Source organism: Rhodococcus sp. NPDC003348 (assembly GCF_053589375.1).
This window is the reverse complement of record NZ_JBSFRT010000039.1, coordinates 1-20,745: the sequence shown is the minus strand read 5'-3', so window position 1 is coordinate 20,745 and position 20,745 is coordinate 1. Positions and strand designations below refer to the sequence as shown.

General features: G+C 69.5%; 22 protein-coding genes. 15 read left to right on the top strand and 7 right to left on the bottom strand.

Annotated features, from left to right (window positions below; translation table 11 throughout):
• The first annotated feature begins 137 nt into the window (after nucleotides 1–137).
• Nucleotides 138–1,316 (top strand): acyl-CoA dehydrogenase family protein, encoded by a 1,179-nt coding sequence (locus tag ACWDU4_RS21910; RefSeq protein WP_450116031.1) that lies wholly within the window; start codon nucleotides 138–140, stop codon nucleotides 1,314–1,316.
• Nucleotides 1,317–1,340: 24 nt separating this feature from the next.
• On the opposite strand, the gene ACWDU4_RS21905 is transcribed toward ACWDU4_RS21910, so the two are convergent.
• From ACWDU4_RS21905 to ACWDU4_RS21885, 5 genes are all read right to left on the bottom strand, one after another.
• Nucleotides 1,341–2,084, bottom strand: a complete 744-nt coding sequence (locus tag ACWDU4_RS21905) for a GTP pyrophosphokinase (RefSeq protein WP_450116030.1) — start codon at nucleotides 2,082–2,084, stop codon at nucleotides 1,341–1,343.
• A gap of 79 nt (nucleotides 2,085–2,163) precedes the next feature.
• Entirely contained in the window at nucleotides 2,164–2,691 is a 528-nt protein-coding gene (locus ACWDU4_RS21900; protein ID WP_450116029.1) for a DUF1990 family protein, read from the bottom strand.
• A gap of 140 nt (nucleotides 2,692–2,831) precedes the next feature.
• A complete protein-coding gene (locus ACWDU4_RS21895) occupies nucleotides 2,832–4,304 on the bottom strand; it encodes a hypothetical protein (protein WP_450116028.1) in 1,473 nt (490 codons plus the stop codon).
• Between the two features lie 90 nt (nucleotides 4,305–4,394).
• A complete protein-coding gene (locus ACWDU4_RS21890) occupies nucleotides 4,395–5,549 on the bottom strand; it encodes an NADH:flavin oxidoreductase (protein ID WP_450116027.1) in 1,155 nt (384 codons plus the stop codon).
• Between the two features lie 67 nt (nucleotides 5,550–5,616).
• Nucleotides 5,617–5,943 carry an ArsR/SmtB family transcription factor gene (locus tag ACWDU4_RS21885; RefSeq protein ID WP_450116026.1) on the bottom strand — a complete coding sequence of 109 codons (327 nt, stop codon included), beginning with the start codon at nucleotides 5,941–5,943 and terminating at the stop codon, nucleotides 5,617–5,619.
• Between the two features lie 48 nt (nucleotides 5,944–5,991).
• On the opposite strand from ACWDU4_RS21885, the gene ACWDU4_RS21880 reads away from it, so the two are divergent.
• The 14 genes from ACWDU4_RS21880 (at nucleotide 5,992) to ACWDU4_RS21815 (ending at nucleotide 19,209) form a co-directional block, all read left to right on the top strand.
• The gene (locus tag ACWDU4_RS21880) at nucleotides 5,992–7,239 is read left to right on the top strand and encodes an MFS transporter (protein ID WP_450116025.1); all 1,248 of its coding nucleotides are present in this window, start codon (nucleotides 5,992–5,994) and stop codon (nucleotides 7,237–7,239) included.
• Nucleotides 7,240–7,644: 405 nt separating this feature from the next.
• A complete protein-coding gene (locus tag ACWDU4_RS21875) occupies nucleotides 7,645–8,442 on the top strand; it encodes an MlaE family ABC transporter permease (RefSeq protein WP_450116070.1) in 798 nt (265 codons plus the stop codon).
• Entirely contained in the window at nucleotides 8,443–9,300 is an 858-nt protein-coding gene (locus ACWDU4_RS21870; RefSeq protein WP_450116024.1) for an ABC transporter permease, read from the top strand.
• Nucleotides 9,301–9,303: 3 nt separating this feature from the next.
• Nucleotides 9,304–10,614 carry an MlaD family protein gene (locus ACWDU4_RS21865; protein WP_450116023.1) on the top strand — a complete coding sequence of 437 codons (1,311 nt, stop codon included), beginning with the start codon at nucleotides 9,304–9,306 and terminating at the stop codon, nucleotides 10,612–10,614.
• Nucleotides 10,611–11,648, top strand: coding sequence for an MlaD family protein (locus ACWDU4_RS21860; protein WP_450116022.1), 1,038 nt, complete (start codon nucleotides 10,611–10,613; stop codon nucleotides 11,646–11,648). The genes ACWDU4_RS21865 and ACWDU4_RS21860 overlap by 4 nt, the downstream gene beginning before the upstream one ends.
• Before the next feature lie 4 nt (nucleotides 11,649–11,652).
• Nucleotides 11,653–12,705 (top strand): MCE family protein, encoded by a 1,053-nt coding sequence (locus tag ACWDU4_RS21855; protein ID WP_450116021.1) that lies wholly within the window; start codon nucleotides 11,653–11,655, stop codon nucleotides 12,703–12,705.
• Nucleotides 12,702–13,808 (top strand): MCE family protein, encoded by a 1,107-nt coding sequence (locus ACWDU4_RS21850; RefSeq protein ID WP_450116020.1) that lies wholly within the window; start codon nucleotides 12,702–12,704, stop codon nucleotides 13,806–13,808. Before ACWDU4_RS21855 ends, ACWDU4_RS21850 begins: the two co-directional genes overlap by 4 nt.
• Entirely contained in the window at nucleotides 13,805–14,908 is a 1,104-nt protein-coding gene (locus ACWDU4_RS21845; RefSeq protein ID WP_450116019.1) for an MlaD family protein, read from the top strand. Before ACWDU4_RS21850 ends, ACWDU4_RS21845 begins: the two co-directional genes overlap by 4 nt.
• Entirely contained in the window at nucleotides 14,887–16,164 is a 1,278-nt protein-coding gene (locus tag ACWDU4_RS21840; RefSeq protein WP_450116018.1) for an MlaD family protein, read from the top strand. The genes ACWDU4_RS21845 and ACWDU4_RS21840 overlap by 22 nt, the downstream gene beginning before the upstream one ends.
• Before the next feature lie 27 nt (nucleotides 16,165–16,191).
• Entirely contained in the window at nucleotides 16,192–16,815 is a 624-nt protein-coding gene (locus tag ACWDU4_RS21835; protein WP_450116017.1) for a hypothetical protein, read from the top strand.
• A gap of 105 nt (nucleotides 16,816–16,920) precedes the next feature.
• Nucleotides 16,921–17,517, top strand: a complete 597-nt coding sequence (locus tag ACWDU4_RS21830) for a TetR/AcrR family transcriptional regulator (RefSeq protein ID WP_450116016.1) — start codon at nucleotides 16,921–16,923, stop codon at nucleotides 17,515–17,517.
• Between the two features lie 154 nt (nucleotides 17,518–17,671).
• Nucleotides 17,672–18,265, top strand: a complete 594-nt coding sequence (gene lppU / locus ACWDU4_RS21825; RefSeq protein WP_450116015.1) for an LppU family putative lipoprotein — start codon at nucleotides 17,672–17,674, stop codon at nucleotides 18,263–18,265.
• Between the two features lie 63 nt (nucleotides 18,266–18,328).
• Nucleotides 18,329–18,778 (top strand): FAS1-like dehydratase domain-containing protein, encoded by a 450-nt coding sequence (locus ACWDU4_RS21820; protein ID WP_450116014.1) that lies wholly within the window; start codon nucleotides 18,329–18,331, stop codon nucleotides 18,776–18,778.
• The gene (locus tag ACWDU4_RS21815) at nucleotides 18,775–19,209 is read left to right on the top strand and encodes a MaoC/PaaZ C-terminal domain-containing protein (RefSeq protein ID WP_450116013.1); all 435 of its coding nucleotides are present in this window, start codon (nucleotides 18,775–18,777) and stop codon (nucleotides 19,207–19,209) included. Before ACWDU4_RS21820 ends, ACWDU4_RS21815 begins: the two co-directional genes overlap by 4 nt.
• Nucleotides 19,210–19,263: 54 nt before the next feature.
• Here the strand turns inward: ACWDU4_RS21815 and ACWDU4_RS21810 are convergent, their stop codons facing one another.
• Together ACWDU4_RS21810 and ACWDU4_RS21805 are read right to left on the bottom strand one after the other, a co-directional pair.
• On the bottom strand, nucleotides 19,264–19,650 hold the full coding sequence (locus ACWDU4_RS21810; RefSeq protein WP_450116012.1) for a DUF1304 domain-containing protein: 387 nt from the start codon (nucleotides 19,648–19,650) through the stop codon (nucleotides 19,264–19,266).
• 46 nt (nucleotides 19,651–19,696) lie between these two features.
• Nucleotides 19,697–20,470 carry a DeoR/GlpR family DNA-binding transcription regulator gene (locus ACWDU4_RS21805; protein WP_450116011.1) on the bottom strand — a complete coding sequence of 258 codons (774 nt, stop codon included), beginning with the start codon at nucleotides 20,468–20,470 and terminating at the stop codon, nucleotides 19,697–19,699.
• Nucleotides 20,471–20,745 lie beyond the last annotated feature (275 nt).

The window sequence follows — 20,745 nt, the reverse complement described above, 5'->3', positions numbered from 1 at the left end:
AAAGTGATCCGATGCTGGGGGCCACAGTAGTGACGGCTCGTGCCGTCGAGGAAGGCTCTCGCGATCGGGATTGGCTAACGGTCGGGTGCGCGGATGCCTATTGGACGCGGTCCGGCGCGCGGGGGAGGGTGGACGGCATGAGCACCCTGCCCGGAGGCGCCGAGGTCGGCGCCGACGATCTGCGCGACATCCTCGACCAGACCCGGCGCTTCGTCCGGTCCACCGTCGTCCCGCGTGAGCCGGAGATCATGGACGGCAACGCGATTCCGGAGGACATCCGCGCCGCAGCCAAGGAGATGGGGCTGTTCGGGTACGCGATCCCGCAGCAGTGGGGCGGCCTCGGACTCGACCTGGCCCAGGACGTCGAGCTGGCGATGGAACTCGGCTACACCACGTTGGCGCTGCGATCGATGTTCGGCACCAACAACGGCATCGCGGGACAGGTGCTCGTCGGGTTCGGCACCGACGAGCAGAAGGCACAGTGGCTGCCCCGGATCGCGTCCGGTGAGGTGGTCGCCTCGTTCGCGTTGACCGAGCCCGGCGCAGGCTCCGACCCGTCCGGGCTCCGCACCCGCGCCGTCCGCGACGGTGACGACTGGGTGATCAGCGGGGAGAAGCGGTTCATCACCAACGCGCCCATCGCGGACCTGTTCGTGGTGTTCGCGCGCACCCGTCCCGCCGACGCCGACGGCCAGGGGATCGCGGTGTTCCTGGTCCCCGCGGACACTGCCGGTGTCGAGGTCGGGCACAAGGACCGCAAGATGGGGCAGGAGGGAGCCTGGACCTCCGACGTCCGGTTCACCGACGTCCGGGTGCCCGCCGCGGCGCTCGTCGGCGGCAACGAGGACGACGGCTACCGGGCCGCGATGACATCGCTCGCGCGGGGGCGCGTGCACATCGCGGCGCTCGCGGTCGGGCAGGCGCAGCGGGCCCTCGACGAATCCGTCGCCTACGCGGCGACCGCCACCCAGGGGGGCACCGCGATCGGCGACTTCCAGTTGGTGCAGGCGATGCTCGCCGACCAGCAGACCGGGGTGATGGCCGGCCGCGCGCTGGTCCGGGACGCCGCGGCCAAGTGGGTCGGCGGTGAGGACCGGCGGATCGCGCCGTCGGTGGCGAAGCTCTACTGCACCGAGATGGTCGGGAAGGTCGCAGATCTCGCCGTCCAGGTGCATGGCGGCAGCGGCTACATGCGCGAAGTCCCGGTGGAGCGGATCTACCGGGACGTGCGGCTGCTGCGCCTCTACGAGGGCACCAGCGAGATTCAGCGGCTGATCATCGGGCGCGGGCTGGTGAAGGCGGCGCAGCAGGGATGAGTTCCGGCGCCGCCGGCCACCGGTTCACGACCCGGCGGCCCGTTCGATCGCCGCGACCTCGTCGTGCAGCCTGGCCATCGTCCGGTCCAGTTCGGTCGCCACGTCGGCGGCCTGCTTGAGTTCCTCGAGCAGCCGCTGCGGCACCGCCTTGTCGAACTTGTAGTAGATCCGGTGTTCGAGGCTTGCCCAGAAATCCATTGCGATGGTGCGGATCTGGATCTCCACGTACGTCATCTCGGTGCGATCGGAGAGGTACACGGGCACCTGCACGATCAGGTGCAGGCTCTGGTAGCCGTTCGCCTTCGGGTTGGCGATGTAGTCCTTGACCTCGACGAGCGTCACGTCGGGTTGGCTGGTGAGCATCTCGGCGACCCAGTACGCGTCGGAGACGAAGGCGCAGGTCACCCGGATGCCGGCGATGTCCCGGATCTGGGCGCGGATCGAGTCGATGTCCGGCGGGCACCCGATGCGGATCGCCTTCGTCAACAGCGACTCCATCGACTTGAGCCGGGTGTTCACGTGCTCGATCGGGCTGTAGTCGTGGGCGAGTTCGAACTCTTCGCGCAGGATGGTGATCTTCGTCAGGGTGGCGTCGATCGCGAACTTGTAGTTGAGCCGGAATCGGGTCAGACGTTGCTGCATCTCACGCAGTGAGTCCAGCGTCGGCTCTGCCGGAGTGCCCTCCCCGGTGCCGGTCACCTCGCGGACGAGATCGGACAGGATCGCCAGCTCGGGCTCGGTGCCGTCGCCGGAGAAGTGGGTGCTCACGGGTACTTCCTCACTGCGGTTGCGCCGCCCGGGACGGCGGCACGGTAAAGGTGCTCCCCGTCCATTGTGCCGCCGCGCGTCACAGTGCCCGCAAATACCGGTCGGTGATGCGACGCTGCACGAGCCGGGCGATCGGCGCACCGGCCCGCGACCACCACGTCGCCGGGCGGGAGAACGCCACGACGTTCAGCACCACGGTGTCGTCGCCGCGCCACTCCACGGAGAACAGCTCCTCCCCGCGCTCGGGGTGTCCGGCCAGGGTGCCGTAGGCGAAGCCCCGCCGCCGCGGTTCGTCGACGACGTACACCACCTCGCAGGTGGCGTCGAGGTGCAGCGGACCCACGCCGACCCGCAGCGTCACCCGGGAGCCGACCTCGGCGCGCAGGGTGGTCGCGGTGACGTCGACACCCGCGCGGCGGTGCATGTCCCAGCCGAGCACGGCGTCGGCCGCCGCACTAAACGCCGCCTCGCCGCGGCCGATCGTCCGCGACCGGCGGACGTGGTGGTAGCCCGCGGGCAGCTCCGTCGCGGTGGCACCGACCTCCGGGTAGGTCAGGTGCGTGTTCCGTTCGCCCGGGCCTGGGTCGAACATGGGTCGGCGGGCCATGGATCCGAGACTAGGCGGTGAGGCCGGTTGTCGTCCGCTGTGTCGGTCCACACAGACTTTCCCGCGTGCACACACCTGATGACGGTGCATTACGTGTGTGCACGCCCGAAAGCGTGTGTGCACGCGGGCTCCATTGCCGCTCACGGCATCGTGCTGACGTCGAGAGTCGCACCACCCGACGGCCCCGGTCGATATCCGAGAGCCGTCAGCGCCGGATGGTCGGCCACCGCGTCGATGCGGGTGGCGCCGGCGTCGGCGAGTCTGTGCGTCAGGGCGAACGCCAGCCGCTCGAGCGCCTCGTCGGGTGTGCCCGGCACCACCTCGAGCAGGTCGATCCGCGCGATGCCGTCCGCGATCCAGACGGCTGCGGCATGCCCGACGAACGGACGGCCGTCGGCGTTGTTCTCGTACGCCTGGATCCACGCCGCGAGCGTCCCGCCGTCCTTCGCGGACAGTGCCGGGTCGATGTGGAGGCCCTCTGTCGCCAGCCACGCTCCGGATCGCTCGTGCAGTGGCACGGTGCCGATCCCGTAGGCGCTGCGCTTGGACCGGCGCCGCGACGGAGGTCCGATGTGCAGGACGCCGTCCCGTCGGGTGCGGGTGCCGCGCACGACCAGCCCGGTGTCGAGCTCCTCCATCCAGTCCATGAGAAGGGTGGAGACCACGCCGCCCGGGCTGTCGATCGGTGGACCGCGGAAGTCCGTCTCGGTCTGCGGCAGCCGGAAGTTCATCGCGAAAATGTTCGGGTTCAGCTTCCAGTGGAAATGTACGTGTACGACGGTGCTGTCGAGGACGATGCGGAGGGGGCGGAAACCTCTCGTGACCGCGCCGCGGATGCGCAGCGACCGGCAGGCACGGTCGAAGGTGTCCCGGGCGACCGGGGCGAGGCCGGCCGGATCGTCGCCGGAGATCTCGACCCTCCAGCCGCCGTCCGGGTCGGTGCGCGGGTCGCGGATCGTCGCGGTGTCGACGAAGGGCCCGAAGCGGGCGAGGTACTCGACGAGATCGGTGTTCACGGGGTTGGGTTCGAGCTTGCGTGGTTCGAACCGTCCTTGCCACAACCGATTCCAGGACATGTTGTCCGGCGCGAGAATCGGCGTGCCACCGCCGTCGACGAGGACCAGGTAGATCGACTGGGGGTAGGGCACGCCCGATCGACGAGGCCGGCCGACCTGGATGAGTTCGTAGGCGTGGTCGCTCCAGTCGGCAGGCAGCGCGGCTCGTACCCATCCCTCGCTCTCGTTCCGCGACAGTGGTATTCGTTCGCTTCCGGAAGACCTCAGGTCGGGGTGTCGACCCGGGTAGCCGTGGACGTGAATGCGGAATGCCTGGGGATCGGTACCGGGCGCAAACGAACCGAGATCGTCGGCATCCTGAAAGCTGTAGCCGATCCGGATGCGGCCGCCGGGCGTGTCGATCGCCGCTCCATCGGGCTCGTACGAGTCCCGAGGCCATCGGCGGTGCGCGCTGGTGGGCCATCCACGCTCGTGGACGGCGGCATCGAGTACCTCGCGGAACGCGGCCAGTTGCTCGGGGATTCGTTCGGTGACGGCCCGGGTGATCTCGGGGACGGAGAGCCTGTGCTCTCGCGGGTCAGCAGGCGGCCGGGACATTCTTTCGGCAAGTCGTGACGGTCATGCGGTCGAGGGTACACCGCAATGCTCCTGCCGCGCAGAATCTTCCGCGGCAGGAGCATCGCCGGATCAGACGAGGACCGACTCGAGATCCTTGTGGTACGGCTGGATCGAGTCGAGTTCGCCCGCGGCGACCTTGCGCACCCAGTGCGGGTCGGCGAGGACGGCGCGGCCGAGGCCGACCAGGTCGAACTCGCCGCGCGCGAACAGCTCCATCAGCGGCGCCAGTGACAGGCTGGCCTGGCCCTCGGTGGCCTGGCCGAGGAACGGTGCGGACACCCCGACGGAGCCGAGCGCGATCACCGGAAGCCCGGACAGGTGCTTGGTCCAGCCGGCCAGGGTGCGGTCGGAGCCGTCGAACTCGGGCAGCCAGTAGCGGCGCGTCGACACGTGCAGCAGCGACACGCCCGCGTCGACGAGCGGGGTCAGGTGCTGTTCGAGCTCGTTCGGGCTCTCGGCGATCCGGGCGTCGTAATGGCCACCCTTCCACTGGGAGAAGCGGTAGGAGATCGGGTAGTCGGCGCCGACGCGGTCCCGGATCGCAGCGACGATCTCGGCGCTGATCCGCATCCGGTTCGCGACGGAGCCGCCGTAGGAGTCGGTGCGCCGGTTGGTGTGCTCCCAGGTGAACTGGTCGAGCAGGTAGCCGTGGGCGCCGTGCAGTTCGATCCCGTCGAAGCCGACAGCCTGCGCGTCGGCGGCGGCGCGGACGAACGCGTCGATGATGCCGTCGATGGTGGTGGCGGTTGCCGGGTCGCCGACCTGCCCGCCGTCGAGGCCGAGGCCGGAGGGGCTGACGATCGGGGCGTCGGTGTTCGGGCCTGCGCCTGCGATGCGGGTGCCGCCGAGGTGCCACAGCTGCGGGAAGATCCGGCCGCCCTCGGCGTGCACCGCGTCGACGACGCGACGCCAGCCGGCGAGCGGTTCCTCGCCGTAGAACACCGGGACGCGGTTGCTGGCGCCGGCCGAGTACTCGTCGACGTAGGTGCCTTCGGTGACGATCAGTCCGAGGGAGGCGGCGCGCTTCGCGTAGTACTCCGCGACGTCGTCGCCGGGGGTGTTGCCGGGCGAGAACTTCCGGGTCATCGGGGCCATCACGAACCGGTTCGAGAGTTCGAGACCCGGAACGATCGAGGCGGGTTCGAGCAACGGGGTGACGTCGGCGCCGTCGAGCAGGGTGCTCGCCGGGTTGACGTCGGTGGTCTCCTCGCGCAGGTCGGTCATTGATTCTCCCACTCGTGTTGCGCTGTGGCCGTGCGACGTTCGCGCGCGGTCGGGGACGGGACCCGGGTCAGCCCTCGTGGTGCTCGGTGAGCACCGCGTCGAGCAGTCCGGGGAACCGGGCGTCGAGGTCGGCGCGGCGCAGCGTCAACCGGCGGTTGCGTCCACGCAGCTCGCTGTTGATCACGCCCGCCTCCCTCAGCACCTTCACCTGGTGCGACTTTGTGGACTTGGGCAGGTCCTCGCCGAGCGCCGTGCAGCAGTCCACCATGTCCTGCGGGCCGGCCGACAACTGCCGCACCAGGGCCAGCCGCGCGTCGTCGCTGAGCGCGAACAGGACGCCCGTGAGTTCGATGTCCTCGCGGTCCGGGTGTGGCAGCTTCGAAACCTCGGTCATGGTTCGATAATAGTTGAACCATTCCCGGTGCAAATGTAACCTTCGCTAATGGTTCCAAACAAGTCGAACTATGCGGTCGATGTGACCACTCCCGTCGTACCGCCCTCGACGCCGGACCTCGGGGCTCGGGGACATCGGGGATTTCGGCTGGTGCTCGCCGCGGCCACCGCGATGATGGCCGGCGCGAGCGCGCCGTCCCCGTTCTATCCGGTGATCCAGGCCGAGCTCGGATTCACCCCCGTCATGACCACCGCCGTGTTCGCCGTGTACGCGATCGCGCTGCTCGCCACCCTGCTCGTCGTCGGGTCGGTCTCCGACCATCTGGGCAGGCGACCGGTGATCTCGGTCGGCTTCGTGCTCCTGGCCGTCAGCGTCGTGCTGTTCTGGCACGCGGACAGCGCCCCCGGGTTCGTCGCGGCCCGGATCCTGCAGGGCGTCGCCAGCGGTGTGCTGCTTTCCGCGCTGTCGGCGGCCGTGGTGGACCTCGAACCGCGGGACCGACCCGGGTCGGCGGCGGCGTGGAACGCGATCACACCGATGATGGGCCTGGCGGTCGGCGCGCTGGTGTCGGGTGTCGTCCTCGACCGTGCCGAGGACGGTGCGCTGGCGGGTGTGTTCGGCACCCTGACCGGGCTCTACCTGCTCCTGGCCGTCGGTGTGTGGACCGTCCCCGAGACGGCGCCGCGTCACGAGGGACTGTGGTCGTCGCTGCGGCCGCGGGTGGCGTTGCCGGGTGACGTGCGGGCGGTGTTCGCGCGCAGCGCCCCCGCGGTCTTCGCCGGCTGGGCCACCGGTGGGCTGTATCTCTCCCTCGGCCCCGCGATCGTCGCCACCGAACTCGGCGGGTCCTCACATCTGGCTCAGGGGCTGGTGGTGACGCTGCTCGCCGGCAGCGGTGCGCTCGCCGCCTTCCTGATCCGCAACCGCACGCCCCGCGCCATCACCCTGTACGGGACCACCGCCCTCGCCGTCGGTACCGCGTCGACCCTCGCCGCCCTCGCCGTCGACTCGCTGCCCGGCTACTACCTCGCGGTCATGATCGCCGGGACCGGATTCGGCACCGCCTTCTTCGGGGTGCTGCGCTCCATCACGCCCTTGACCCGGCCCGGCGACCGCGCCGAGGTGTTTGCCGCGATCTTCGTCATCAGCTACGTGGCATTCGGCGTCCCGGCCGTCGTCGCCGGTCTCCTCGTGCCGCATCTCGGCCTCGCCGCGACCGCCTACGGATACGGCACCGTCATCACGCTGCTCGCCACCACGGCCGCGTTGCTGCGCCGGTTCGGGTCGCGGGACTGACGCGGCCCCTCGCCGAACCACCACGGCCATTCGGCCGCTCGTGTCGGTTCGCGTCCTGCGATCTTTGTGAGATCCGTTGGTGCAGTTGGCTCGTGCCCGACCTGGTCGGCTCTGTCCGGTCTTCGCGCGGGTCCGATCGATGTGTCCTTGACCACACTCGGACGTGCGTGATAGACATTCTCCCCACATGCTGAGCACCTGATCAGCATTACAGGGGATCAACAGTGAGCAGGACCGATCACGATCGAATGCTCCCGGGTCGACGCCCGGGGCTCGCGGGATGGTGGTGAAGGCTCGATGACACACGTGGGTGTTCGTGCGGACGGACGGGGCGACGGCGTCTCGGCCGCGCCGTTCGGCGACGAACCGGCACGACGGTCGTCGGTCCGCGAGATCACCCAGTGGATGCGCAGCTACCTCCAACGGCATCCGGTGGCGTCGCTCGAGACCGTCGGCGGGCAGGCGGTGCTGGGAATTCGCGCCATCCAGTACCTGATCCTCGACATCGTCACGTGGAAGTTCCCCTTCCGCGAATTCGTCCGCCAGGCGGCGTTCATGGTCTCCGCGACGGCGATGCCGACCCTGTTCGTCGCGGTCCCGATCGGCGTCACCATGTCGATCCAGTTCGGGCTGCTCGCCGGCCAGGTCGGCGCGACCTCGCTGGCGGGCGCAGCCAGCGGACTCGCCGTCATCCGGCAGGGCGCGCCGATGGTCGCGGCCCTGCTGATGGCGTCCGCCGCGGGATCGGCCGTCTGCGCGGACCTGGGCTCACGCAAGATCCGCGACGAGATCGACGCCCTCGAGGTGATGGGCATCTCGGTGGTGCGCCGCCTCGTCGTGCCGCGGCTGGCGGCGGCGATCCTCGTCGGGGTCGCCCTGACCGGGCTGGTCTGCTTCGTGGGCTTCCTGACCGGCTACCTGTTCAACACGTTCGTGCAGAACGGAACCCCGGGCAGCTTCGTGGCCACCTTCGCCTCCTTCGCTACCATCGGCGACTTCGTGCTGACCATGATCAAGGCCGTCGTCTACGGTGCGATCGTGGCAATCGTGGCCTGCCACAAGGGACTCGACACCCGCGGCGGATCCGCCGGTGTCGCGAACTCCGTCAACGCCACCGTGGTCGCGTCGATCCTGCTGCTCATGCTCGTCAATGTCGGGCTCACCGAGCTGTACGTCATCCTCTTCCCCCGGGTCGGGTTCTAGATGGCGTCGCGGTACTTCGCGGTTCCCGGTGGCCGCGCGCTCGGTCGGGCCGTCGCGGCGCCGACCGGGACGGCGGTCCGGCTCGGCCACATGGTTACCTTCCTGGTGCGTGCGCTGGCGTCGATTCCGTTGACGCTCAGGCACTATCGGAAGGAGTTCCTGCGGATCCTGTCCGACGTCACCTGGGGCAACGGGTCCCTGGTGGTGGGCGGCGGCACCGCGGGAGTGATCATCGTCCTCGGTGCGGCCGCCGGCGCGATCGTCGGCATCGAGGGGTACAACGCGCTGCACCTGCTCGGGCTGGAGCCGGCCACGGGCATGATCTCGGCGACCGCGATCACCCGGGAACTCGCACCGATCATGGCCTCGCTCGCGTTCGCCGCGCAGGCCGGGTGCCGGTTCACCGCCCAGCTCGGTGCCATGCGGATCTCCGAGGAGATCGACGCGATGGAGGCGTTGGGCATCCGGTCGATCCCGTACCTGGTCACCACCCGGCTGGCGGCGTCCGTGGTCGCGGTGATTCCGCTCTACCTCGTGTGCCTGGCCGCGAACTACGTGGCGGTGCGACTGGTCATCGGGATGTCGCGCGGCATGTCCTCCGGTACCTACGACCACTACTTCCGGATGGTGCTCAGTGGGACCGACGTCGTCTACTCGCTCGTGAAAGCCGTTGTCTTCGTGCTCATCACGAGCACAATCCAGTGCTACTACGGCTACTACGCGGCGGGGGGTCCGCAGGGCGTCGGTGTCGCCGCCGGGCGGGCCATGCGGGCGAGCATCTCCACGATGGTTGTGATCAACCTGCTGCTCACCATCATCCTGTGGGGCATCGGTTCGAGCGCGCGGCTGGGAGGCTGACCGGTGCCGAACCGCTTCGAGATCGACGGCCGAGGGCCGTCGGAGACCAGCCTGCTGCTGCGCGGCGCGCTCGCGCTGCTCGTCGTCGGGATCGTGGTGGCAGGCGCCGTGGTCAAGATGAACGGCGGTTTCACCCAGGCGATTCCGGCCACGGCGCTGCTCGCCGACGTCGGTGACGGGCTGCCCGCGCACTCCGACGTGAAGTTCCGCGGTCTGCTGGTCGGCGAGGTCACCGGCGTGACGCCGGGTACCGGCGGCGCCCCGAACCGGGTGCAGGTCGCCCTCGAACCGGGCCACGCCGAGGGGATTCCGGGAACGGTGACCGCCCGCGTGGTGCCGAGCAACGTCTTCGCCGTCGCCTCGATCCAGTTGGTCGACAACGGGCCCGCACCGGCTCTGCAGGCCGGCGCCGAGATTCCCCAGGACGAGAGCCTGGAAACGGTGCAACTGCAGTCCGCGCTGACCAAGCTGCGCGAGATCGTCGCCGCCACCGGGCGGGTCGGCAGCGAACGCACCGTAGGCCTCCTCGCCGCGGTGGCCGCGGCCACCGACCGGCGCGGCGACGACATCGTCGAGGCCGGAAGGCAACTCGACCGGATCACCCGCGAGATCGGCGCCGTGGTCACCCCGACCGGTGCGCCGTCCACCCTCGACGCGCTCGGCACCGCCGTCCGCGGCCTGCGTGACTCCGCCCCCGACCTGCTCGACGCACTGCACCACGCGGTGGTCCCGCTGCGCACCCTCACCGAGAAGGAGGCCGCGCTCACCTCTCTGCTCAGTGCCGGCTCCGGCACCCTGGGCACGGTCGGGGACGCGCTGGAGAACAACACCGACCGGATCATCGGTATCACCACGCAGATGGCGCCGGTGCTCTCGGTGCTCGCCGACGGCTCACCCTCGTTCACTCCGATCGTCACCCGCATGAACGCCATCTCCGCCAAGTGGTTCCAGGAGTTCTGGCCGCGCGGACAGCAGAATGCCACCGGCAAGTTCATGTTTCAGCTCACCCCGCATCGCCTCTACACCCGCGCCGACTGCCCCCGCTACGGCGACCTCGCAGGACCGAGTTGCACCACCGCTCCGGACACCGTCGCCCAACCGGTGATCCCCGAGAACCAGGTCCAACCGGTGGTGCCGAACGCGGTGGACACCACCGGACCGGTCGGCGGCAACGTCGGGCCGGTGGGCAGCCCCGAGGAGAAGGACATGCTCTCGCGCATCCTCGGTGGTGACCTGACGAGCGCCGGTGAGTTCCTCCTCGGTCCGCTCGCCCGTGGGGCGGTCGTGCACGTGACACCGGAGGAGGGGCCGTGAGCATCCGGAGGCCGCTGATCGGCCTGACCCTGTTCCTGCTGGTGTCGGCGCTGCTCACCTCGACAGTGGTGGTCACGCTGCAGCGCTCCGTGCAGGGTGCGACGCGGTCCTACACGGCGATGTTCACCGATGTGTCCGGGTTGCACGAGGGCGACGACGTCCGGATGGCCGGGGTGCGGGTGGGCCGGGTCGACGGCGTGACCCTCGACGGCACGCTCGCCCGGGTCGTGTTCCGCGTCGAGGACGACCAGCTGCTTTTCGGGAACACCAAGGCGTCCGTCACCTACCAGAACGTGATCGGGCAGCGGTACCTCGGCCTGTCGCTGGGCAACTTCGGCGATCCACAGGTGCTCGAGGACGGCAGCGAGATCCCGGTCGAGCACACCGAGCCGTCGTTCGACATCTCAGGACTGCTCAACGGATTCGAGCCTCTGTTCAGCGTCCTCGACCCGGCCCAGGTCGACAACATCACCAGCGCCGTGATCAGCGCACTGCAGGGGGACACCGGGTCGGTGGCCACGCTGGTCGCACAGACCTCCAGCCTCGCCGAGTCGCTCGCCGGGCCCGATCAGGTCCTCGGCGACCTGATCGTCAACCTGGACGGGGTCGTCGGCTCCCTGGCCGCCCAGCGCGGCGACCTCGACACCGTCATCTCGCAGTCACACGCCATCCTGAGCTCGCTCTCGGCGCGCCGGGACGAGTTGTCCGACCAGCTGGGCCGGGTCGCCACCGTCGCGGACCAGGCCGCCGGCCTCGCCGAACAGGCGCAACCCGAGATCGACCAGATTCTTTCGCGCGAACCGGGTTTCGTCGATCACTTCCTCGAGAACAAGGACTCGTTCGGCTTCTTCGGATTCAACCTTCCGCCGCTGCTCAAGGGCCTGGCCCGGGTGAGCCAGGAGGGCAGCTACCTCAACACCTACCTGTGCAACTTCAACGTCACCCTGGTACCCGCGCTCAGCAACGTGATCCCGACCGTCGTCGCCAATGCCACCCCCGGCGGCCGGATCACCCAGTCCCCGGTCTGTAGGTGACCCGATGTCGCGAATCGATGTGAAGAATGCGCTGCGCACGCTGCGCCGTCCGGTCGAGGAACACCGGCCGCTGACCGTCGGCATCGTCACCGTCGCGGCGATCGTCGTGTCGCTGGCGGTGGTGCTCGGCGTGTCGCGCTCGGGCGCCGGGGAGGTCACGTACCGGGCGGACTTCGCGCAGGCCGCCGGCATCGCGCCCGGCGACTCGGTCAGCGTCGCCGGTGTCCAGGTGGGCTCGGTCGACAGCACCGAACTCGCGGGCGACCACGTGGTGGTCGGCTTCCGCGTCGACCGCGACGTCCCGCTCGGATCGTCGACGCGGGCGTCGATCAAGCTCACCACCCTGCTGGGGTCCCGATACCTGGAGTTGCGTCCGGCCGGCGACGGTGAACTCACGGACCGCCGGATCCCCTTGGACCACACGGACGTTCCGTACGATCTGCAGCAGGTCCTCGGCGACGCCACCACCACCTTCGAGCAGGTCGACGCCGCGAAGATCGGGCAGGCCATGAACACCCTGTCCGACCAGCTGGCCGGAACTCCCGCGCTGGTGCCACAGGTGCTCACCAACATCGGGAACCTGTCGTCGATCCTGGCCGACCGCCGGGACCAGATCGGGTCGCTGCTGCGCAACACCGCCGACCTGACCGATGCGGTCCGCGCCCAGCAGGGACAGCTCGGACAGCTCGTCACCGACGGCACCGGCCTGGTGCAGGACGTGGTGCTGCGGCAGGCCACCCTGGAACGTCTGCTGTCGGCGACCACCACACTCATCGACCGGCTCGACAGCACCGTGGTCGGCCGGCAGCAGGAGATCGACGCCCTGGTCGCCGACCTGCAGGGCCTGCTCCAGACGCTCACCGACAACGACGCGTTGCTGCGCAACATCCTGGAGATCCTGCCGGTGCCGCTGCGCAATTTCACCAACGCCACCGGCACCGCCAACGAGGTCGACTTCACCGCCCCCGCCGGACCGCTCATCGACAGCTGGATGTGTGCGATCAGCGGCCGGGCGAACGAGATAAACCTGCCGCCCTACCTGGAAGACTGCCGATGAAGGTGACCAAGCCACTGCTCGGGATCGCCGCGCTCGGCGTGCTCGCGGTCCTGGCGTCATGCCTGGTCGGCAGCGCCGTCACGTCGGACGACACCATCGAGGTGACCGCCGAATTCGACAGCGGCGCCGGACTGTACGTGGGCAACGCCGTCTCGGTGCTGGGCATCGAGGTCGGCTCGGTGATCCGGATCGAGCCGCAGGGCACCAAGGTCGACGTGACCATGAGCCTCGACCGTGACGTCGCCGTCCCGGCGGACGTATCCGCGGTCACGGTGTCCACCTCGGTGCTGACCGACCGGCACGTGGAACTGACCCCGCCGTACACCGGGGGCGCGATCCTCGCCGACGGCGCGGTGATCGGCCCCGACCACACCCGCACCCCGGTCGAGTTCGACCGGTTGCTGTCGATGGCGGACACGATGGCGCAGGAACTGCAGGGAGACGGGCAGGGGCACGGGCCGGTGTCGAACCTGCTGGACGTGAGTGCGGCGATCACCGTCGGGAACGGGGACGCGATGAAGTCCGCGCTGACCAGCCTGTCGCAGGCCCTGCGGCTCGGCGACGACGGCGGTGACCAGACCCGCAACGCGATCACCACCGTCGTGGACAACCTGGCGACGCTGAGCGGGGTGGCGGCCGACAACCAGCGGCAGATCACCGAGTTCGGTTCCACGATGAACCAGCTCGCCGAGGTGCTCGCGAAGTCGGAGGTCGGCTCCGGGGACACCGGCGCGAAACTCAACGCGATCCTCGATCAGGCCACCAGCATCCTGGACGCCAACCGGGAAGCGTTGCAGGGCACGGCGTCCGGCGCGACCACCGTCACCGGTGCGCTGGTCGACTACCAGCGGCAGCTGGCCGAGTTCCTGGACCTGGCCCCGCTGCTGCTCGACAACGCCTACAACTCGATGGACCAGCAGACCGGCAGCGCCCGGGTGCACGCCCAGCTGGAGAAGGTGTTCTTCGACAGCCAGCTGACGAAGGAGGTGTGCAACCTGCTCGGCATGAAGCAGTTGGGTTGCAGTACCGGAACTCTCGCGGACTTCGGTCCCGACTACGGCATCTCCGGGATGCTGGAGGGACTGGCGGGGGGTACCCGGTGAACGGCCGGCGGACCGCACTGGCCGGGATCTGTGTCGCGGCGTCGGTGTTCGTCTCCGGTTGCGGCGTCGGGCTCGAGGACCTGCCGCTACCCGCACCCGGTGTCGGCGGCGACTCGTACACCCTGACAGCAACCTTCGCCAACGCCTTGAACCTGCCCGCGGCGGCGAAGGTCAAGCTGTCCGGCGTCGACGTCGGCGAGGTCGAGTCGATGTCCGTCGACAACTACACGGCCGTGGTGCGGATGCGGATCATGGACGGGGTGCAGCTGCCCGTCGGCAGCACCGCCGAACTGCGCTCCGCGACGCCGCTCGGGGACATCTTCGTTGCCGTGCACATCCCCGAGAACCCACCGCCGGGCACCGCGATGCTCGGTGACGGTGACGGCATCCCGCTCGAGTCGACGTCAGCCGCCGCCACGGTCGAGGAGGTGCTCACCACTGCGGCGCTGCTGGTCAACGGTGGCGTCCTGCGGGATGCGACGAAGGTCGTCAACGGTCTCGGCGCCGCTGTCGGTGATCGCGGCGAGGGGCTGTCCGGGTTGATCGACCGGTCCACCGGTCTGGTGAACAACCTTGCGTCCCGCAACGACGAGATCCGCGGCGTCCTCGAGGAGTCCGCGGAGCTGGCGCGGACGCTCGCCGGCCAGCAGACCGCGATCGCCGATCTGATGGCGGCAGCGGCGCCGGCGACCGGTGCGGTGTCCGCCAACACCGAGCAGGCGCTGGCCCTGCTGGGCCGGCTGGACCGGGTCGCCCGGCAGCTCGAACGGTATCCGTCCATCGCGGGGACCGCGCCGGGTGGCATGGTCGCGGACCTCAACCGCATCGCGGCGGAGCTGGCCCGTGCCGCGAACGATCCGAACGCGGACCTCGACGCGGTCAACGAGATGCTCGCCCCGATCATCAAGATCACCAACTCGACGTCCGCGCACGTGAACGCGGACCTGCAGGACCTCGCCCTCGGCGCGATCGCCGATCCGAACCACGCGGCCGATCCGGGCAGCAGGATCCCGGAGAGCGGTGACGCCGCCGCTGCCGTCGGCACCCTTACGTACACGCTGCAACGGTTGCGGGACAAGTGGATCGGACCGGGACGGTGACCGGCCTGCTGGAACGGCCGGCGGGCTGGCTGGTCTCGGCCGTGCGCTACGTCTCGGCACACCGCCTCGGCGCGTCCGCACTCGGGCTGGTGGCCATCCTCCTGCTGGGCTCGGCCTACATGACGGTCGGCGTCTTCGGGGTCCGGCCGACGGATTCGACGATCACCGTGCGGGTGCACCTGGCCGACACCGGCGGCCTGCTGCCCGACCAGAACGTCACCCTGCGTGGTGTCCCGGTCGGGAAGGTGGAGGCGATGGAGCTGACCGACGACGGTGTCGTCGCGCTCGCCGCCATCGACTCGTCCACCCGGATCCCCACCGGGGGCGAGGTGCGGGTGGCAGGGCTGTCGCTCGCCGGCGAGCAGTACCTGGACTTCCGGCCCACCGACGACGGGGCACCGTACCTGGAGGACGGCTCGGAGGTGGCCGCGGCAGACACCGTGACCCCGGTTCCGCTGTCCTCCCTGATGGGCAACCTGGACGGCATGCTGGCCCAGATCGACCCGGATCAACTGCACGCCGTCATCGACGAACTGGGCGTCGGCCCCGACGGGCCCCGGAAGCTCGCCGCGATCGTCGACGGCGGCACCTTCCTGGTGTCGACGCTGGATTCCGTTCTGCCCCAGACGGTCAGCCTGATGAACACCAGCCGGGTGGCGCTGGGCTCGCTGGGTGACGGCAGCGGGTTGCAGTCCACGGCGAGCAGCCTGAAGCAGGTGCTCGCGGGGGTCGAGGCGAAGGACGCGGGGCTGCGCGCCCTGCTCGATCGGGCGCCCGCCACACTGGCGTCCGTCGACGCGATGATCGCGGACAACTCGCCGACGATGGTGCAGTTGCTCGGCAACCTGACCACCGTCTCCCAGCTTGCCTACCTCCGGGTGCCGGCGTTGCAGGAGTTCTTCTTCCCGCAGTACCGCACCGGGTCCACGCTGGACGCGATCTCGAAGGTGTTCCACGAGGGCGGCATCTGGGCGGCCGTGAACATCCATCCCCGCAACTCGTGCGACTACAACGTGTCGCGGCTGCCTCCGTGGCAGGCCGACTTCCCGGAACCGCTGCTGAACGTGGACTGCCCGGACCCGGACCCGTCGGTGCTGATCCGCGGCGCCCGTAACGCGCCACGGCCGGCGAACGATCCGTTCTCCAGTCCGAGCCCGCAGGGCGATCGTGAGCAGACGGCCACGCCGACCCCGACCGGCCCGTACTCCATCCCGCTGCCCTACGCGGGCCCCGTACTTCCCGGCCAGGGTGGCTGACCGATGGATGACGAACAGGAGAGTGACATGAGCACGGACACCCGAATCGAGACCGAAGGTCGCGAACTCGAGGGCTCGGCCGACGAAACGTCCAAGGCCGAGAACGACTCTCCGGACCAGGGCGCGAGCGACCAGGCGCCGCCCCCGCCCGGCGTCGGGTCGAGCGGAGGGCGGCGGTTTCGCCGGTTGGGTGTCGCGGCGCTGGTTCTCGTGACCGTTGCCGCGCTGGCGTGCGCGGCCGTTCTCGGCTGGAAGCTGAAGGAGGCCAACGACATCGAGTCGGCCGCCGATCAGGCGCGGGCGACCGCGCGAAACTACGCGGTGACGTTGACGAGCGTGAACGCCGACGGGCTCGACCAGAACTTCGCCGATGTGCTGGACGGCGCGACCGGCGAATTCAAGGAGATGTACGCCAAGTCGAGTGAACAGCTCAAACAACTGCTGATGGACAACCACGCCACCGCCAAGGGGACCGTGATCGAGGACGGCATCAAGTCCGCGACCGAGACCAAGGTGGAGGTGCTGCTGTTCGTCGACCAGGCCGTCACGAACACGGTCACCCCCGAGCCGCGGATGGACCGCAGCCGGGTGGTGATGACGATGGAGCTGGTGGACGGCCGGTGGCTGGCGTCGAAGGTGGACCTGCCGTGACCGGGGACGGACGCGAGGGCAGTGGGTGCGTGCACGCTAGTATCTGCTGCATTCTCGTAAGGGGGCCAAGGCGACGCGAGATGTGTACGCGGAGGTGGCAATAGCGTGTCGACGCGCAGGATCGGTGCGCCGGATGCGAAGAACCGTGGCGTGCTGCTGGATGCGGCGGAGGAACTCCTTCTCGAGGAGGGATACGCGGCGGTCACCTCGCGTCGGGTCGCGCAGAAGGCCGGTCTCAAACCTCAGCTCGTGTACTACTACTTCCGCACCATGGACGAGTTGCTGCTCGAGATGTTCCAGCGTCGTTCCGACATGGGACTCGAGTACCAGGCTCGGCTGATGAAGTCGCCGCAGCCGTTGCGGGCGCTGTGGGAATTCAGCACGGACCCGAACGCCGTGGTGGTCACGATGGAGTTCATCGCGATGGCCAACCACCGCCCGAAGATCCGGCAGGCGATCGCGGACTACTCCGAGCGATTCCGCGCCGCGCAGGCCGAGGCACTCGCCGAGATCCTGCCCCGGTACGGCGTGGACCCCGACTACACCCCGGAGGTGGTGTCGGTGCTGATCACCAGCCTCTCCCGGGTGCTCGTCATGGAGTCCCACCTCGGCATGGCCGGCGGACACGAGGAATCCTTCGCGCTGGTCGAGAAGTTCCTGGAGCAGTACGAGGGACCGCGGGAGGACGGGCCGCTCGCCTGACCGCCGCCGGCCCCCGGTGCCGCCGATAGCAGACCCCGCGGTCGGTGAGACGGGGTGGGTGCCGAGCGGTGCGCCGAGCCGATCGGTGAGGATCGGAGCCGATCCGGCGCATCGCCGGACCGGTGACGGACTCGACGATGACGGAGGTTGCGCGGTGAATGGTTGGGGAGCGGCGGCACGCGTGGCCGGGGTGGTCGCCGGAGCGTTCCTCGTGGCCGCGTCCGTGGCCTGTTCGGCGGAGACCGTCGAGGGCACCGCCGAGGCGCAGGACACGACGATCTCGGCGCCGGCGCCGACGATCGTGGGCCAGGACGTCGGCGACGGCGGCGGCCGGACGGACTTCCGGGCCGAGGTCGGCGACTGCGTGCAGCTCGGCGGAACCGTGGACGCGGCCGAGATCGATAAGGCGACCTGCGGAAGCGCGGACTCGAACTACAAGGTCATCGGCAAGGCGTCGAAGAACGCGCAGTGCCCGTCGGACGCCGATCAGGTCTACTACGAGACCTTCGGGTCGATCGAGCAGGGCGCACTCTGCCTGGACATCGACTGGGTGGTCGGCGGCTGCATGAGCGTGCCGGACGGGGACGAGGAACCGTTCCGGGTCGAATGCACGGACCCGACCGCGTCGTCGGTCGAGCGGGTGACCGAGATCGTCGAGGGCGTCACCGACGTCGAACGGTGCTCCGAGGGCGGTTTCACCCACCCGGAGCGGGAGTTCACGGTGTGCACGGAGACGGTGACCTCGTAGTTCCGGTCACAAATCTCGACCGGTACCGCCCAGTAAAACGTCGCGCCCCGATAGGCTCGGGCGATGCCATCACCGATCCCGACCCTTGCCGGCCGGGTCTTCCCGCCGACGAATTACCTGGTCGGCCGCGAGAAGATCCGGGAGTTCGCCCGCGCCGTGCGGTCCACCAACCCGTTGCACCACGACGTCGAGGCGGCCCGCGCGGCCGGCTTCGACGACGTCATCGCGCCGCCCACGTTCACCACGGTGATGGCGGGCCGGGCGATCCTGCAGCTGGTGGAGTCCCCGGACACCGGCCTGGAGCCCAGCCGCGTCGTGCACGGATCGGAGAGGATCGAGCCGCATCGCCCGATCGTGGCCGGCGACGACCTGGCGACCACGCTGACGATCACGGACGTCACCGAGCGCGCCGGCAACGCGATCCTCACCACCGTCTTCGAGATTCGCGACGCCGCCGGCGGATCGGTCGCGACCATCACCTCCAGCCTGCTCGTCCGAGGAGATGACGCATGACCACCAGCACCACCCCCTTCGCCGCCCTCGAGCTCGGTGCGGTCGTCGCCAAGTCGGACCTCACCGTCACCCGGGAGGACCTGGTCCGGTACTCCGGTGCGTCGGGGGACACGAACCCGATCCACTACAACGATGCCGTCGCGGAGAGTGTCGGGCTGCCCGGTGTGCTCGCCCACGGGATGCTCACCGCCGGCCTGGCGCTGCAGGTCGTGGTCGACTGGGTCGGCGACCCCACCGCCGTGACCTCCTATGAGACCCGGTTCACGCGGCCGGTCGTCGTCGACCCGATCACCGGCGCCGACCTGACCGTCACCGCGAAGGTGGCGCGCCTCGACGACGAGACGCGGACCGCGCGGCTCGACATCACTGTCACCTGTGGTGGGCAGACCGTGCTGGGGAAGACGCAGGCGCACGTCCGGTTCCCCGCGTAGTCCCGCGCCTGGCCGCGGTCGTGCCACATCACGGCGCGACCGTCGGCAGGTTCGTCAGAGCGCGAGTCCGAGCGCGAGGAGGGCGACGGCGAGCAGCGGCAGGGTGCCCTGGGTCACCGCCGCGCGGGCCTTGTCCGGCGACGAGACCAGCAGGACCAGTGCCGCGGCCAGCATCGAGCCCGCTCCCGCGAAGACCAGCGCGGCTCCGACCGCGGTCGAGCCGATCGCGACCGTGATGACTCCGACGGTGGTGACGATCGCCAGGAAGAGGTTGTAGAACCCCTGGTTGAACGCGAGTTCCTTCGTGGCGAGTGCCTCGTCGGCGGAGGTGCCGAACGTCGCGCGGGTGCGCGGCGCCGTCCACAGCAGGGATTCGAGCACGAAGATGTAGACGTGCAGGGCGGCCGCCAGCGCGGCGAGGGTCAAGCCTGCGGTCACCATGGTCACTCCTTCTTCCGGTGACCTGCATTGTCGATCAGGGCGGCGCTCACGTCGCGGCGGTGTCCGCCTCGACGAGCCGCAGACCCTCGCCGTACCCGTCGATCTGCTCGGAGGTCAGCCCGGCGTCGGTGACGATCGTGTCGACCTCGGCGAGGGTCGCCACCCGGGCGAGGGCGCGTTGCCCGAACTTGGAGCTGTCCGCGACCACCGCCGTGCGTGCGGCCGCGGCGATCATGGCGCGCTTGACCGGGATCTCGAGGGTGTTGGTGTTCGTGATCCCGGCGCCGGGGTCGATGGCGTCCGCTCCGAGGAACGTCCAGTCGACCGAGTAGTCGGACAGGAACTCGACGGTGCGTTCGCCGACGAGGGTGAACACGGACCCCAGCAGCTCGCCACCGGCCACCAGCAGTCGGACATCGGGGAAGGTGGCGACGTACTTGCCGATGCGCAGGTCGTTGGTGAGGATCGTCAGGCCGGACCGCTGCCGCAGGGCGGTGGCGATCTGATAGGTGGTCGAGCCACTGTCGAGGATCACGCTGTCGCCGTCGCGGACGAGGCCCGCCGCTTCGTGTGCGATCGCGGCCTTCTCGGCCCTGCGGGTGTTTTCCTTTACCGCGTAGGGGATTTCGGAGAGTGCGCCCTCGACCGGACGGGCGCCGCCGTGGGTCCGTTCCGCTTTGCCCATTCGTGCCAGCGCATCGAGGTCGCGGCGAATCGTCGACGCGTCCACGCCGAGGTCGCGCGAGAGGGTCTTCGCCTCGACGTAACCGTCCGTCGCGAGTCGCTCGAGTATCTCGTGTCGTCGTGTGCTCGCAGACAAAGCGGGTTCCTCCTCGGGCGGTGTCCGGCTGCTTCGGGGGCGACGTGCACCCGATAGTAGCCGTCCTAACGCTCACATATTGACAGTCGAACGCGCGGTTTGCATGATTGCAGGCAATTGATGCGCGAAAGCGTGCAAGGTTGGCGTGTGTGCTGGGCGCGAATCGCCACCTGCGGAATTGGAGGAACGGTGGCACTCAAGCTCGGGTACAAGGCGTCGGCGGAGCAGTTCGGTCCGCGGGAGTTGGTGGAGCTGGCGGTGCTGGCGGAGGAGCG

Excerpts from the sequence above, each read along its gene's own strand:
- ACWDU4_RS21885 (WP_450116026.1), bottom strand. The coding sequence starts at position 5,943 with ATGACCGAGGTTTCGAAGCTGCCACACCCGGACCGCGAGGACATCGAA.
- ACWDU4_RS21850 (WP_450116020.1), top strand. The coding sequence starts at position 12,702 with ATGAAGGTGACCAAGCCACTGCTCGGGATCGCCGCGCTCGGCGTGCTC.
- ACWDU4_RS21875 (WP_450116070.1), top strand. The coding sequence starts at position 7,645 with ATGCGCAGCTACCTCCAACGGCATCCGGTGGCGTCGCTCGAGACCGTC.
- ACWDU4_RS21895 (WP_450116028.1), bottom strand. The coding sequence starts at position 4,304 with ATGTCCCGGCCGCCTGCTGACCCGCGAGAGCACAGGCTCTCCGTCCCC.
- ACWDU4_RS21810 (WP_450116012.1), bottom strand. The coding sequence starts at position 19,650 with ATGGTGACCGCAGGCTTGACCCTCGCCGCGCTGGCGGCCGCCCTGCAC.
- ACWDU4_RS21910 (WP_450116031.1), top strand. The coding sequence starts at position 138 with ATGAGCACCCTGCCCGGAGGCGCCGAGGTCGGCGCCGACGATCTGCGC.
- ACWDU4_RS21870 (WP_450116024.1), top strand. The coding sequence starts at position 8,443 with ATGGCGTCGCGGTACTTCGCGGTTCCCGGTGGCCGCGCGCTCGGTCGG.
- ACWDU4_RS21815 (WP_450116013.1), top strand. The coding sequence starts at position 18,775 with ATGACCACCAGCACCACCCCCTTCGCCGCCCTCGAGCTCGGTGCGGTC.
- ACWDU4_RS21820 (WP_450116014.1), top strand. The coding sequence starts at position 18,329 with ATGCCATCACCGATCCCGACCCTTGCCGGCCGGGTCTTCCCGCCGACG.
- ACWDU4_RS21835 (WP_450116017.1), top strand. The coding sequence starts at position 16,192 with ATGAGCACGGACACCCGAATCGAGACCGAAGGTCGCGAACTCGAGGGC.
- ACWDU4_RS21900 (WP_450116029.1), bottom strand. The coding sequence starts at position 2,691 with ATGGCCCGCCGACCCATGTTCGACCCAGGCCCGGGCGAACGGAACACG.
- ACWDU4_RS21890 (WP_450116027.1), bottom strand. The coding sequence starts at position 5,549 with ATGACCGACCTGCGCGAGGAGACCACCGACGTCAACCCGGCGAGCACC.
- ACWDU4_RS21880 (WP_450116025.1), top strand. The coding sequence starts at position 5,992 with ATGGTTCCAAACAAGTCGAACTATGCGGTCGATGTGACCACTCCCGTC.
- ACWDU4_RS21855 (WP_450116021.1), top strand. The coding sequence starts at position 11,653 with ATGTCGCGAATCGATGTGAAGAATGCGCTGCGCACGCTGCGCCGTCCG.